This window comes from Methylophaga marina (assembly GCF_030296755.1).
Lineage (GTDB): Bacteria > Pseudomonadota > Gammaproteobacteria > Nitrosococcales > Methylophagaceae > Methylophaga > Methylophaga marina.
On the sequence record NZ_AP027741.1, the window covers coordinates 2372666 to 2387966 of the forward strand.

A 15301-nucleotide genomic window follows, 5' to 3' on the forward strand; every position below is an offset into this window, starting at 1 on the left:
AATGATAGCGTCAAGGAAGATAAAAATGCGCTTGCAGTATGTATTGTTATTTGGGTGTTTCATATTACTGCAGGCGCCGGTTAATGCTCAGTCTGAACTCATATTAACGCAGACTGAGCAGAATTTTATTGACTCAATAGATGAAATTCATCTGTGCACCGACCCCGACTGGATGCCTTATGAGGGGATCGATAAAAACGGCCAGTACACAGGCATCATGTCCAGCTTTCATGAATTATGGTCTCAAATGATGGGCAAACCCGTTGTTTTGATTCACACAGATAGCTGGGAACAATCCCTCGCGTTTATTAAACAAAAAAAGTGTGATGTTTTATCCAGCGCTCAGGACTTGGCTGAAAGACGCGACTATCTAACCGTTACTAAACCTCATATTCAGTATTCACTAGCTCTAGCCACTCATCCTGATATTCCTTTCATCATTAACCTTGCTCAGGTCAAAGACAAAAAATTTGTCATGGTGAAAGATTATGCAGCGATTAAATTAATCGAAAATAATTATCCAGACTTAACTATTATTGAAGTCAATAATGCAGGTGAGGGGCTTAAATTAGTTGAGAAAGGTATGGCGTTTGCCTTTATCGATACTGTACCGAGTATCAATTATCAAATGCTGGCTTACGGCGTTTCACATTTAAAAATAAGTGGTGTGCTTGATGAGCACTACGATATGTCGGTGGGAATAAGACGCGATTTACCTGAACTGTTATCCATTTATAACAAAGCCATTGACGCAACAAATGAGTCTCAGCGTCAGCAGATTATGAATCAATGGTTATCTGTGACGGTGCAATATGATGCAGATTATAGTTTGGTGTGGAAGCTACTCGCTGGCTTGCTGATTATTCTGGCACTGTCCTTGTATCGCTACCGCGTCATTCACCGTCATAATCACGAGCTTCAAGCCGTAAATAAAAAACTGGTCCGTATGTCACAAAATGACCAGTTAACTGGCTTACCTAACCGATACTATTTACACGAAGCATTTGAAAAAGCCCTACAAACATATCACCGCTATCAGCATCAATTTTCTGTGATCATCATAGATATCGATCATTTCAAAAAAGTGAATGACACATATGGGCATACTGTTGGCGATGAAGTTATCAAGAAGATTGCTGATATGTTGTCTGATAATTTAAGAGATACTGATATTGTTGGCCGGTGGGGCGGTGAGGAATTTTTAATTGTCTGTCCTGAAACCGATAATGTGGGGGCAAGAGCGGTAGCGGAGCATATGAGAGAGTTTATTGCGGGTACCGACTTTGGTTTGGAGGCTATACACATCACGGCAAGCTTCGGTGTCACTGAATATAATGAAAATGAAGCGGTTGATGAATGTATTAAACGTGCCGATATGGCTTTATATCGAGCAAAAGAGCAAGGCAGAAATCAAACCATTGTGTTTTGATTGAACAATAGTGCGACGTTTATTTTTTGCATTATGGCCAGATGAGCTCACCAGAACGAGACTCAAGTTGTTATCTCAACAGTGTGATCAGCTTGGGTTGAGAAAATTAAAGCCAAGTAATTTTCACATGACATTGTTTTTTATTGGCAATGTCGAAGAACGACTTGTCACCATTTTGCTTGAGCGAGCCAAAAATATTCGAGTAACGCCAATATCACTTGAGTTTAACGAGCTGGATTATTGGCCGAAACCAAAAGTATTGTGCCTGACCTGTCAAAGACAACCCATGTCTTTATATAACTTGGTGAATGCATTAAATCTGATGATGGCAGATCTACCTATAAGACAGGAAGCTCGTCCATTTCGTGCCCACATCACGCTAGCAAGAAAAGCAAAAAAACGGCCTCGCATCACATTTAAACCCGTGTCATTAGCAGCTGAATCTTTTGCACTGGTTGAGTCTATATCCACTGAAGATGGTATCCAGTATCAGGTTATAGAGAGTTGGCCACTTCGTGAGGGATAATTTTATTTACTTAATGTCGGCTCAGATTGCCAGGTAGCCGATTCAGCAAACCAGAATTCTTCTTTCACCCCAAGTAAACGATACAAGCCCTCAGGCAGATCTTTTCTCACGGTCGAGATATCAGGCTGAAGATGAGAAAAACTCATCACACCGTGAATGTAGTTATACATCATCCGGCCTAAGCTTTCTGGTTCTGTTTTATAGTGTAAATAACCCGCAGAGTCCAGTGCTCTAACAAGTGCAATATCATAGTTAATAGCGGTTTGTGATAGAGAGCGTAAGGCCTCTAACACCATTTCATCATCTGTTCCAATTTGAGCACCCGCATTAAAAAAAGGGCAACCTGGTATGCGTTTGTTTGGAGTATTGATTTTAGATTTGAAAACGAATTCGATGAGATTTTCGAGTTGTTGAAGTGGGGTGTATAGAGGAGAAAAAACCGCGTCCAGATCAGCTCTTATCACTTGCCAGTAATAACTTGCTGCTTCACAAAACAAAGAGGCTTTAGACTCGAAGTGGTGATAGAACGCACCTTTAGTGACGCCTGCCTGACGACAGATATCATTGACGCCCACACAGTTGTAATTGCTTTGCCAGATCAGCTCCAGTGCTGTGGCTAATAGTCTTTCTCGAGTCTCTGTAACAGACATATATGTATAAACCGTTCGTTTAATTGGATAGTATAAATACCGCTTGGTTTGTGTGACAAGAAAAATGGCTGAATAAATCCCTCCTGTTTTTGTCATCAGACATATTACATCTACCTTTTTAAGGGGTATGTGGTTGTTTTATATAAAACTTAGTGAAAAGTTGACTATTTTTATCAGCCATATTGACTAGCATACCGGTCGGTATGTATTCTATTGCGATTTATCCTGCCAAGGATAGTTTTTATAGGGACCTGCCAGAGCTGTCTGGCTCACGGAGATTTTCATGTCTGAATTATCATCAAATCATCAAAACCGTGGCTGGTTAAAGCTGATTCTGTTTATTTTTGTTTGTATTGCTGCTGGCGCAGCGTATATGTCTTACGCAAATGAAGGTGAAGAGCCGGCTCAAGCGGCAGCGCCCAACACGCCGCCACCGCCTGTGGCAGAAGTCATTACACTTCAACCTGAAGAAGTCCGTATCTGGACACGCTTCTCAGGTCGTCTCAGTGCGGTTGATAAAGCGGATATCAAACCTTTGGTGGGTGGTGAACTTCAAAAAGTATTGTTTGATGATGGTCAATTAGTGGAGAAGAATGAACTGCTGTTTGTTATTGACCCACGTCCATATAAAGCCGCTTTAGCCAGCGCTGAGGCACAACTGGCATCCGCTAAATCAAGAGCGACATTAGCGAAAGATGAGTTAGCTCGTGCGGAAAGATTAGTTAAAGATAAATTAGTCTCAGACAGTGTGTTTGATGCAGCAAAAAATGAGAGTCAGGTTTCTGTGGCTGCCATACGTGAGGCGGAAAGTGCTGTTTCTCAAGCGAAACTGAACCTGAATTATTGCTATATCCGTGCGCCGTTTGCCGGGCGAGTCAGCCGCGCTGAATTAACGGTAGGTAATATTATTGAGACGGCGCCAAGTTCACCTGTTTTGACTACCATCGTGGCCAATGATCGTTTTTATGCTGAGTTTGATATAGATGAGCAAACCTATATCAAAATGATGAGAAATAATCATACCAAGCAGAAAATGCCAGTCGATATGACATTGGCAGCAGATGAAAGTGTGGTCTATCACGGTGAAATCCATTCTCTAGATAACCAGTTAGATATTGCCAGCGGTACCATCCGCGCACGTGCCATTTTTGATAACAAAGATGGGGCGCTAACACCCGGTATGTATGCCAATGTCAGAGTTGGGGCCGCAGAGAAACAACAGGCTTTATTGATTCCAAATCGGGCTATCGGCACCAACCAAGATAAGAAATTTGTTTTTGTTATCAACGCTGAAAATCAGGCTGTGTATAAGGAAGTGCAGTTAGGCGGACATCATCAAGGTAAACGCTTGGTGTTATCAGGATTAAATACGGGTGACCGAGTCGTGGTGAATGGCTTGTCTCATATCCGTGCGAATATGGTGGTGTCGCCCAAATCCGTGGCTGAAACAGATGAAGCCGCCACGACAGAATAATGCTGCCAGTCAGTTAAATCGCTTTGTAGCGTAACGAAGGAACGCAATGAATATTTCAAAGTTTTTTGTGGACAGACCCATTTTCGCGGGTGTTTTATCCATTCTTATTTTTATTGCCGGTTTACTGTCAATGTTTCAGTTACCGATTTCAGAATACCCGGAAGTCTCACCGCCATCTGTTGTCGTTAATGCTCAGTTCCCAGGTGCTAACCCAAAAGTCATCGCTGAAACCGTGGCTCGTCCATTGGAAGAACAACTGAGTGGTGTAGAAAACATGATTTATATGTTTTCTCAGGCTACCTCAGATGGTCGTATGACACTGACGGTCACGTTCAAAATTGGTACCGATCCTGACCTTGCTCAACAGATGGTGCAAAACCGTGTCACTCAGGCCACACCAAGGTTGCCAGAAGTCACGCGTCAGCTTGGTGTAACAGTAGTGAAAAGTGCACCTGATCTGACGATGGTGGTGCATTTAACATCTCCAGATAAGCAGTATGATGAGTTATATCTGCGTAACTATGCCGTGCTGCATGTTAAAGATGAATTAGCCAAAGTAGAAGGTGTGGGGCAGGTGCGTCTGTTTGGTTCAGGTGACTACGCGATGCGTATCTGGCTGAACCCTGAAAAAGTGGCCGAACGTGGTCTGACAGCCATGGATGTGATTGCTGCCATCAGAGAACAAAACGTTCAGGTGGCTGCAGGTATCATTGGTGGTTCGCCGATGACGGATCCGGTTGATGTGCAATTGCCCATCAATGCCAAAGGCCGGCTGGAGTCACCGGAAGAGTTCGAAAATATTATTATCCGTGCGGGTAGTGATGGTCAGGTGACGCGTCTAAAAGATGTCGCGAGAGTTGAGCTGCAAGCGGCTGAATTCAGCCTGAATTCGATGCTGGATAACCAACCTGCTGTCGCGATTCCTATTTTCCAATCACCCGGCGCAAACGCGATTAATATCTCTGATAATATTCGTAGCACCATGGCGAAGTTAAAAAACAACTTCCCGGAAGGCGTTGATTACAGCGTTGTATATGACCCGACAGTGTTTGTTCGTGATTCGATTAAGGCGGTTATCAAAACCTTATTAGAAGCGCTTGTTTTAGTCGTCATCGTGGTGGTGGTGTTCTTACAGACCTGGCGTGCATCTTTAATTCCGTTGTTGGCTGTCCCTGTATCGATTATCGGCACATTCGCCTTAATGCATGTGTTTGGTTTTTCCATTAATACGTTGTCTTTATTCGGACTGGTTCTAGCGATTGGTATCGTGGTGGATGACGCCATCGTGGTAGTGGAAAACGTGGAGCGGAACATTGAAAACGGCTTATCACCGTTAGAAGCCAGTTATCAGGCTATGCGCGAGGTCAGCGGGCCGATTGTAGCGATATCCCTGACCTTGGTGGCCGTGTTCGTGCCAATCGCTTTTGTCAGTGGTTTAACCGGGCAGTTTTATCAGCAGTTCGCCTTAACGATCGCTATTTCAACCGTCATTTCTGCTGTTAACTCTTTAACATTGAGCCCGGCATTGTCGGCACTGTTACTGAAAGGGCATGATGCACCGAAAGATAAGCTGACGCGAATTATGGACTTTCTGTTTGGCTGGTTCTTTAACATCTTTAATAAGACCTTTAAAAAAGCGTCGAATGGCTACTCGAGCTCAGTAGGTGGCCTGCTTAAACATAAAGTCTTAATGTCATTTTTGTATATCATCCTGCTGGGAATGACAGTTTACGGACTAAATGGTTTACCCAAAGGCTTTGTCCCTGCACAGGATAAGCAATATTTAATCAGTTTTGCCCAGCTGCCCGATGGCGCTTCTTTAGCTCGTACTCAGGAAGTGATTAAGGAGATGGGACGACTGGCACTGGAAGAACCAGGCGTGCAGAGCGCCGTTCAGTTTCCTGGGCTTTCGGTAAATGGTTTTACCAATAGTCCAAGTGCTGGGATTGTGTTTGTGACCTTGGAATCATTTGATAAACGGCATTCACCTGATTTATCTGCTGCTGCGATTGCTGGCCGCTTGCAGGCAAAATATGCGCAGGTGGAAGAGGCCTTTATCGCCATATTCCCACCACCACCTGTACGTGGTCTAGGGACGACGGGTGGCTTCAAACTTCAGATTGAGGATCGTGCTGATTTGGGCTATGAGAAACTGGCTGAAGTCGTTGGGCAAGTCCAAGGTCAAGCCTGGCAGAGTCCGGCACTGACCAGTGTGTACTCAAACTATAAAATCAATGTGCCACAGCTTTATGCTGATTTGGACAGAACAAAAGCGAAACAGCTCGGCTTAAACATCAAAGATATTTTTGACACCATGCAGATTTATCTGGGGTCGCTTTATATCAATGACTTTAACCAGTTTGGTCGTACCTATCAGGTTATTGCTCAGGCTGATTCAGATTATCGTAATGCGCCCGATGATGCGTTGAATTTAAAAGTACGTAATAGCAATGGTGATATGGTGCCATTAGGAAGCGTACTTGAGATGAAAGAGAGTTATGGGCCGGAAAGTGCCGCTCACTACAATGGTTATCTCGCGGCAGATTTAAATGGTAATGCGGCGCCTGGCTATTCCAGTGGACAAGCACAGGATGCCATTAGCGAAATTCTGGAGAAAACCCTACCTTCAGGCATGGAGTTTGAATGGACTGACTTAACCTATCAACAAGTCATTAGTGGGAATACTGCCTTATTTATTTTCCCATTGTGTTTGTTACTGGTGTTCTTAGTTTTAGCGGCACAATATGAGAGTTTAATCTTGCCATTGGTCGTTATCACCATTGTGCCATTATCGATTCTGGCTGCAGTAACGGGTGTCTGGTTAACCGATGGGGATAGTAATATCTTTACCCAGATCAGTTTCTTTGTGTTGGCGGGGCTGGCCAGTAAAAATGCCATATTGATTGTTGAGTTTGCCCGAGAACTTGAAATCGATGGCATGGAAACGGTAAAAGCGGCTATCAAAGCCAGCCGTATGCGTTTAAGACCAATTTTAATGACATCATTCGCCTTCATTATGGGCGTGGTACCGATGGTTTTATCTACCGGTGCCGGTTCCGAAATGCGTAATGATATTGGTGTCACTGTATTCTCAGGCATGCTCGGGGTCACATTCTTCGGCTTGTTCTTTACCCCGGTTTTCTATGTGATGTTAAGAAAACTGGAAGGTAAACGCCGTTACCATAGTCACAATCATGTGGTAATGAAATAAAGCCCGGCTTTATCAGCGACGGGCGGTAATCGTCCGCCCGTCTGCTGTTTTCAATACTAATGCACCATTAATGCTGATATCCAGCGACTCAACATCGGCTAAGGTCGTCAAAAATACCTTTTCCTGATTCATGATGGCCACCGGACAAACTTTCTGTGTAGTGATGGCAGAAGCAATGTCCAGCCGTTCATTGAACTCATAAGCTGTGCTGTACTGATTACAAGAGGTAAAGCCTGATAAGCGGCCTTGATCATCGAAGGTCATGGTCAGACGTGAAAAATCAATAATGCCTTGCTGATTGATATCCTGAACAATCCACTCTTGCCCAACCAATAAGTCACGGCTGTGCCCTCCACATCCCTGAAAATCGAGATTATCTAAACGGACACTGACCTGATAAGGGTAGGGTAGTCCCGACATATCGTCACGGCATAGCGTTGCTAACGTTTCAACTTTGATATAACGAGTGTCTGAATAGGCTTTCAATTCAAAACCAGCATGGTAAATATGCAATTCAGTTTCGCCGAGGACGCTCTGTTTCTGTCCACCATCCCATGTCATGATGACCTGGTCGTATGTGGCTGAAAGAGACCATTCTGGTTCGTGTCCCTGAGCGCGAAATGGGAGTTGTTCGACTTGATCCTGGTTCACAGCAGTGCAGTGACTCCAACTCATATCAGCAATCGTCAAAATGCCCTGATGCCCTTTATTCCAGAAGCTGACTAATTTGTCTTTAGACTGATATTTGCTTCCTGAGGCGCTGGGTACTTGAAACAGCATATACAAATCATCATTCATTTTGAGCTGCATGGATTCATTCTCAATAACGGTGGTGATCTGCTGCTCGCCACATTGAAACATGACCGTATGACTGTTTTGATGTTCAGGTGGCTGGAAAGAGATCAAATTGAGCACACCCAGTGACACTTCATGCGTGTCAGTGGGAATCAGATTCAGCTCATCTGTGGTCCAGATTAATTCCCCTTCTTTATTCTGAATAGAAGCACGAAGTGCATAATTTTCATCAGCATTGAGTTGGTCTTTGAATACCTGTAGCTGAAAATCAATAGGCACTTGGCGGTTGCCGAGAGAGATGGTTTTTTCAGCCACCACTTCCCCATTTTTTTGGGCGCTGGTGATGTTTTCGAGTTTGATGATGAGTTTGGAATGCTTGGGTAACGCGATACGTTCGCGATAGCTTATTTTGCCACTTATCGTTAGCTGTTGTTGTTTGAGTGTTTGTTGAGCAGAGTCTGAATCACATCCGAGTAATGTCAGACTCAGTAACACCAATATGAACAAACGGTACAAGGGCATAATATGTCATCCTGAATCTAGTCCTGAGTATTCATCATAAATGTAACCTGTACAGCCAAGCTATAACATCAAGTCGTCATCCATGACGTATCTTAGATTCAGACTTTGAACTGAGTGATGAGTTTTTGCAAGTCTGCCGCTAATCCGGCAAGGCCCTGACTGGTTTCCGTTGTTTGTGAAGTGCTTTCTGCATTTTCTTCTGCTACTTGGGCGATATGATTCACATTGCGGTTGATGTCTTCAGCCACAGCGCTTTGCTCTTCAGCTGCACTGGCAATATGCGTATTCATATCCATAATAGAGCGGACTTTTTCAGAGATGGTGGTCAGGCTTTCACCCGCCGCTCCCACTTTGGTGACAGTGGCTTCGACATACTCTTTACCCTTCAAGGTAGCAGCGACACACTGATTTGCTTCGTTTTGTAGACGTTCGATAATGGTTTTAATTTCTTCGGTAGACTCTTTACTACGTTGCGCAAGGGTTCTGACTTCATCAGCAACAACAGCAAAACCTCGGCCGGATTCACCGGCGCGGGCAGCTTCAATCGCGGCATTCAAGGCTAATAAATTAGTTTGTTCAGCAATACCTTGTATAACGGTCAGGACCGTACCAATGTTTTCACTTTCAGCTTGTAAGTTTTTAATTGCATCGGCATTGGTTGAGCTTTGGTCGGCTAACTGCTTGATAGAGCTGATGGTGTCTTTAACTAACAACTGACCTTGGCTGGTTTCACTATCTGAGCTTTTAGATAAATTCGCCGCTTCTGCAGCGTATCGAGCCACTTCCTGAACAGTTGCCGTCATTTCATTCATGGCCGTAGCCACTTGTTCACTACTGCTTTGTTGATTGATAACACCTTTTTTGGTCTGTTCAGCGACCACGGATAATTCTTCTGCTGCGGCACTTACAGTGAGAGCAGAAGTCATGACTTGCTGAATTAATTTTTGAAAGGATGCGGTCATCAGATTGAATGAACGTGCCATTTCAGCAATTTCATCTTTGCCGCTATCATCAACACGTAAACTTAAATCACGATTTTTTTCGACTTCTTGCATGGTTTCAGAAAGCTGATGAAGTGGAATAATAATACTTTGGCTTATTAGCCTGATAAGCCATAGAATCAGAGCAGCCAGTGTTAAAGCAATTACAAACACAGTAATTTTTGCATTTTTAACGGCAGTGGGTATTTCATTATTGATATGTTGCTCAAGCGCATCAAGTGCGCTTTCGCTTTGATGAATGGTGCTGCGTAACTCACCCAGTAAGCCTGACTCAGCATTCATGCCACGGGTTTCGTAGCCTTTCACTAAAGACAGAAAATCAGCACGATACGATTCTATTTCACTACGGACTTGGTTTTTTACATTATTACTCAGGTAGCTGTTATCCAGACGGCGATTGAAGTCGATAAACCCATCTTCAAATTTACTGACATATTTTTTATCAGAGCGAAGCATAAAGTCTTTTTCATGTCTTCTGAGCATTAACATAGCCGCTAATAAACTATCGTCATCGTATGTGTTAATGGTTTCTTCAACCTGATGCACGGCACTACGTAACTTGCCATAAAGGCCATCAGTCGGTGTTAAGCCAATGGTTTGCTCAATATTCACTATCTGATCAAATTTGTCGCCATATTCAACAAGTACATCATGGAGACGATTTTCTGATTCATGTGATTGGTTCAGCCGATCGAGACGCTGTCCAAGTTGATCGAGGTTGGTAAGGAAGAGCTGGTGAGATTGATGGAACTCATTTTGATATTTCAGATCATGTCGGTTAAGAAAATCTTTCTCATGCCGACGCAGCATCAGCATATTTGTTTCTAGTTTCACTGTCTGAATTGATGCTTCTTCCAGACGAATAATTTTAGATAAGAAAACCTGACCTAGAATAATCATCACCAGTATCGTTACGCCAACGAGGACTGACAAAATGAAGAGCTTCTTTTTCACAGTGAGTTGATTGAGCATGGGGTTTTCCTTGAAAAACATCAACAGGTCATATTAATTGACAGCGCTAATCAACTTAGCGGTCAGGTTCTTCATTTCCTTAGCCTTTTTCACTGTTTTTTTAGATGATTTTTTTCTTAACTTGGCAGAGTTGCCAATTCGTTAAAGCCCACTGCCAGATATGGGCTATCGGCATAGCTGAAGATAGGGCGGACGCATCCAAGCCAAGGAAAAAAAGAGCATTGATGAGTTGTTCAGATGCATCATGGATGGCGATAGCTGGCGCAGCAGTTTGCTTGCTCAATTTCTCACCATGCGTATTTGTTACCAGAGGAATATGAGCATAGCTCGGTGATATCGCCTCTATTTGTTGCTGTAGATAAACCTGACGGCTGGTAGAGTTTAATAAATCGGCACCACGAACAATGTGATTGATACCTTGTTCTGCATCATCAACAACAACGGCTAATTGATAAGCAAAAAGACCATCAGCACGTTTTAAAACAAAGTCACCAAAATCTGTTTGTAAATGATGCTGAATATCACCATACACTCGGTCATTAAATATCAGATTGTCGCTATCCACGCGTAGCCGCCAGGCTATCTGTGTGCGATTTGATGATAGGCCATGTCGGCAAGAGCCAGGGTAAACCGGGCCTTCTATGCCAGCGTGTGCAATATCTGCTACTTCGCGACGACTACAGTTACAGGGGTAAACACATTGTTTATCTTTTAGCTTTTCAAGATAGGATTGATACAGCTCACTGCGTTCACTTTGGTAAATGACCTCACCATCCCATTCAAAGCCATAACCGTCGAGCGTGCGTAATATATCGTCTGCTGCGCCTGGCATTTCTCTGGGTTTATCCAGATCTTCCATGCGTAATAACCACTTGCCAGACTGCGTTTTGGCATCAAGATAGCTTGCGACAGCGGTTACCAATGAACCAAAATGTAATGGTCCGGTAGGAGAGGGGGCATAGCGTCCGATGTAGTCAGTCATGATGATCGTGATGGTTGTCGAGCTACTATTTTTGCCACTCAGACTCAGGTATACGTTGCAGGTGAATGTGTGAAGCTAAACGTAAAGTCGGACGTAATAGAAATTGAAAACTCCCAATAATAAACAGCCATATCGCAGTTTTTTCATAGACGGGATACAAAAATAAAATACTACCAATCAAAAACCAGATAGCAATCAGAAAGTCATTAAGAATACTGAGCACTTCATAGCGTCGACGAATCTGTAGTTGTTCGTGGCCTATTGTGAATGTTAATGGACTATCGAGTTTTTTTGACTCAGACATGTTCACCTCAGATATAGACGGATTTTTCAGATGACATTACACACGGCCTGTGTAACTCAAAGCAGTACATTAAATGAAAATTACTTTATGTCTGCAAGTCAGCAGAGCTTAGACACTGCCTGTGAAGCTGGGCCAAATAAGATAAATAAGCCAAGCCGTCAGCACACACCACAACAAGATAATTGCCCACATGACCCAACGGTTTTCGGGAAGCTGAATAGGGTTTTCCTTCGCTTTTAGCTTGCAATCGAACCAGACCTCGTCAGACATAAATTGGATAGCCAGCCAGCAGCCAATGGGTAACAGCAGCAGTTCATCCAACCATCCCAATACAGGAATAAAGTCCGGAATCAGATCGATTGGGCTAACGGCATAAGCAATGACAAGACTGATAATCATTTTACTGATGAGTGGTACATCAGGACGCTGGTAGGCGATATATAAAGCCGATATTTGAGTTTTTAGTGCCTTAGCCCAATCTTTGAGCTGCCCAAAAATGTTCATTCGCAGAGCTATGAGCAGTCAGGGTAGATCAAAAGCAGCAATAAGCGGGGCATGATCTGACAGCTGATTCCATGATGAATGAGGTGGTCTGCCGCACAACGTTGGCTCCATGCCCCGATAATAAATGCGATCCATTTTTAACATAGGCATCCATGAGGGCCAGGTGCGTGCATAACGGTTATGCAAAGTGCGGTACGCTTCTTTTAGATGTAAACGCTGTGCCAGACGTTTTTCAGCTTGCCCGGTCCAATCATTAAAGTCACCAGCAATAATCAGTGGTGCACTGTCTGGTACATGTGCCTGAATGCGATCACATAACAAACTAAATTGTTTGCGTCGCTCAATGCCGGTGAGTCCAAGGTGTATACAAATGATATGCAAAATATCGTCTGACCAGGGCAATTGTACTTCACCATGCAACAGGCTACGGCTGGCCCAGGTGAAAGGAGACACATTGATATTTTCCCAGCTGATGAGTGGGAATTTACTCAGAATGGCATTGCCATGATGACCCACTTCGTAAATCGCATTTTTGCCATAGGCATGATGCGGCCACACATCTTTGGCTAAAAATTCAGAATGCAGACCTTCCGGCCAGGTGTCATGAATCAAACCATGCTTGCTGTGCTCGCCCTGAATTTCCTGCAATAGCATGATATCGGCATTGGTCTCCACCAAGGCATCTCGAATGGGATGCAACGTGAATTGGCGATTGCTGGTGTTAAAGCCTTTATGCAGATTGTAGGTCAGAATGCGGAGCTGGTTTTTCGACATGTATTTAAATCCAATGTACTTGTGTCAACCGAGCACTATCCGGCTTGAGAAAATGAATCTCTATTATGGTTGGCCTGAAAGAAAAATCCAAGTCACAGTTATTGATGGATTGCTCTTGATTTTAAAAAGCGCCGTCCCCATCTGCTTCCCATGTTCAAACAAATAGCCATACGGAGGCATTTTTTCAATGAGTGTTGATGCACATAAGGAAACGCTAGGTTTTCAAACTGAAGTCAAACAGCTATTGAATCTGATGATTCACTCTTTGTACTCGAATAAAGAGATTTTTTTACGTGAATTAGTTTCAAACGCGGCCGATGCAGCTGATAAATTGCGTTTCGAAGCGTTATCAGACGATGCACTTTATGAAGATGACGCGGAATTAAAGATTCGTGTTGAGTTTGATAAAGACAAAAATACCGTCACGATCAGTGATAACGGTATTGGTATGACACGTGAAGAAGTGATCGAAAACATCGGTACCATTGCACGCAGTGGTACACGTAAGTTTTTTGATAACTTAACCGGTGACCAAACCAAAGACTCACAATTAATCGGCCAGTTTGGTGTCGGTTTCTACTCTGCCTTTATTGTGGCTGACAAAGTGACACTAAAAACACGTCGTGCTGGTTTGACGGCTGAGCATGGCGTGCAGTGGGAATCGGCTGGTGAAGGTGAGTTCACCATTGAAACCATCGAAAAGCCTCAGCGTGGCACAGAAATTACGCTACATCTTCGCGAAGGTGAAGAAGAATTCGCAAATGGCTGGCGCCTACGTAACATCATCACTAAATACTCTGATCACATCAATCTACCGATTCTGATGGCAAAAGAGCCATTGCCAAATGAAGATGGCGAAATTGATGAAGCTGATAAAGGTGATGAAACCATCAATAAAGCCACCGCTTTATGGACCCTGTCAAAAAACGACATCACTGAAGATCAGTACAAAGAATTCTATAAACAAATTGCCCACGACTACCAAGACCCCATGCTGTGGAGTCACAACAAAGTCGAAGGCAATATTGAATATACCTCTCTGCTGTATATTCCATCTAAAGCGCCGTTTGATATGTGGGATCGCGACCGCATGCACGGTATCAAGCTTTATGTAAAACGTGTCTTTATCATGGAAGACAGCGAACAATTAATGCCACGTTATCTGCGTTTCGTTCGTGGTGTGATTGATACCAATGATTTACCACTGAATGTATCACGTGAAATTCTGCAAAGCAGCAAAACGATTGATACCATTCGTGCGGCATCAGTAAAAAAAGTGCTGAGTGAAATCAGTAAACTGGCGAAAAATGAGCCTGAGCAATATGCTGAATTCTGGAAAGAATTTGGTCAGGTCCTAAAAGAAGGCCCAGGCGAAGACTTTGCTAACAAAGAAACATTAGCGAAACTGTTCCGTTTTGCTACCACAGAATCAGGCTCGTCAGACCAAACCGTGTCTCTGGAAGACTACGTCAGCCGGATGAAAGACAAGCAAGAGAAGATTTACTACATCACCGCAGAAAGCTACGCTGCGGCGAAAAACAGCCCACACCTGGAAGTCTTCCGTAAGAAAGGTATCGAAGTCTTATTGCTGACTGACCGTGTCGATGAATGGCTAGTAAATTCTCTGACTGAGTTTGATGATAAACACCTGCAATCTGTCGCAAAAGGTGACTTAGACTTAGGTGAACTGGAAGACGAAGAAGAGAAAAAAGCGCAGGAAGAAACCGATAAAAACTTCGAAGACTTAGTCGAAAGAGTCAAAAAATCACTGGAAGACAAAGTCAAAGACGTGCGTATCACGCATCGTTTAACAGACTCTCCAGCCTGTTTAGTCGCCGATAACTACGATATGAGTATGAATCTTGAGCGTATGTTAAAAGCGGCCGGCCAGGATGTGGCAGGGACTAAACCGATTATGGAGCTGAACCCTGAGCATCCAATGGTGGTAAAACTGAAAGATGAATCAGATGAAAGTCGCTTTACCGACTGGACATCGATTCTGTTTGATCAGGCACTACTGGCAGAAGGTGGACAATTGGAAGACCCAGCCACTTATGTCAAACGTATCAACGAAATTTTGTTGGAGATTGCTTAGTTAAAACACGCATATGCGATAGAATAGCCGGGCAAGTAGTTGTCCGGCTTTTTTATTGGGTG

Annotated in this window: 12 protein-coding genes; 5 read left to right on the plus strand and 7 right to left on the minus strand. The window is 43.6% G+C overall.

Annotation, left to right across the window (positions count from 1 at the left end):
- The first annotated feature begins 25 nt into the window (after positions 1-25).
- Both QUE24_RS12175 and thpR read left to right on the plus strand, forming a co-directional pair.
- A complete protein-coding gene (locus QUE24_RS12175) occupies positions 26-1429 on the plus strand; it encodes a diguanylate cyclase (protein WP_286304093.1) in 1404 nt (467 codons plus the stop codon).
- A 10-nt stretch (positions 1430-1439) separates the two neighbouring features.
- Positions 1440-1955 (plus strand): RNA 2',3'-cyclic phosphodiesterase, encoded by a 516-nt coding sequence (gene thpR / locus QUE24_RS12180; protein ID WP_286304094.1) that lies wholly within the window; start codon positions 1440-1442, stop codon positions 1953-1955.
- Positions 1956-1957: 2 nt separating this feature from the next.
- On the opposite strand, the gene QUE24_RS12185 is transcribed toward thpR, so the two are convergent.
- A complete protein-coding gene (locus QUE24_RS12185) occupies positions 1958-2605 on the minus strand; it encodes a TetR/AcrR family transcriptional regulator (protein ID WP_286304095.1) in 648 nt (215 codons plus the stop codon).
- A 283-nt stretch (positions 2606-2888) separates the two neighbouring features.
- Between QUE24_RS12185 and QUE24_RS12190 the strand changes: the two genes are divergently transcribed.
- On the plus strand, positions 2889-4079 hold the full coding sequence (locus QUE24_RS12190; RefSeq protein WP_286304096.1) for an efflux RND transporter periplasmic adaptor subunit: 1191 nt from the start codon (positions 2889-2891) through the stop codon (positions 4077-4079).
- 46 nt (positions 4080-4125) lie between these two features.
- Positions 4126-7290: an efflux RND transporter permease subunit gene (locus QUE24_RS12195; protein WP_286304097.1), complete on the plus strand. Its 3165-nt coding sequence runs from the start codon at positions 4126-4128 to the stop codon at positions 7288-7290.
- Between the two features lie 12 nt (positions 7291-7302).
- On the opposite strand, the gene QUE24_RS12200 is transcribed toward QUE24_RS12195, so the two are convergent.
- The 6 genes from QUE24_RS12200 to QUE24_RS12225 all read right to left on the minus strand — a co-directional run bounded on the left by QUE24_RS12200 (position 7303) and on the right by QUE24_RS12225 (position 13144).
- On the minus strand, positions 7303-8607 hold the full coding sequence (locus QUE24_RS12200) for a YbaY family lipoprotein (protein WP_286304098.1): 1305 nt from the start codon (positions 8605-8607) through the stop codon (positions 7303-7305).
- Positions 8608-8705: 98 nt separating this feature from the next.
- The gene (locus QUE24_RS12205; protein ID WP_286304099.1) at positions 8706-10580 is read right to left on the minus strand and encodes a methyl-accepting chemotaxis protein; all 1875 of its coding nucleotides are present in this window, start codon (positions 10578-10580) and stop codon (positions 8706-8708) included.
- 100 nt (positions 10581-10680) lie between these two features.
- A complete protein-coding gene (gene gluQRS / locus QUE24_RS12210) occupies positions 10681-11562 on the minus strand; it encodes a tRNA glutamyl-Q(34) synthetase GluQRS (RefSeq protein WP_286304100.1) in 882 nt (293 codons plus the stop codon).
- Positions 11563-11587: 25 nt separating this feature from the next.
- Positions 11588-11866, minus strand: coding sequence for a YrhK family protein (locus tag QUE24_RS12215; protein WP_286304101.1), 279 nt, complete (start codon positions 11864-11866; stop codon positions 11588-11590).
- Positions 11867-11974: 108 nt separating this feature from the next.
- Complete coding sequence (locus QUE24_RS12220) at positions 11975-12370, minus strand: YkvA family protein (RefSeq protein WP_286304102.1); 396 nt, start codon at positions 12368-12370, stop codon at positions 11975-11977.
- Positions 12371-12388: 18 nt separating this feature from the next.
- Positions 12389-13144: an endonuclease/exonuclease/phosphatase family protein gene (locus QUE24_RS12225; protein ID WP_286304103.1), complete on the minus strand. Its 756-nt coding sequence runs from the start codon at positions 13142-13144 to the stop codon at positions 12389-12391.
- Positions 13145-13331: 187 nt separating this feature from the next.
- Between QUE24_RS12225 and htpG the strand changes: the two genes are divergently transcribed.
- Positions 13332-15239: a molecular chaperone HtpG gene (gene htpG, locus QUE24_RS12230; RefSeq protein ID WP_286304104.1), complete on the plus strand. Its 1908-nt coding sequence runs from the start codon at positions 13332-13334 to the stop codon at positions 15237-15239.
- Positions 15240-15301 lie beyond the last annotated feature (62 nt).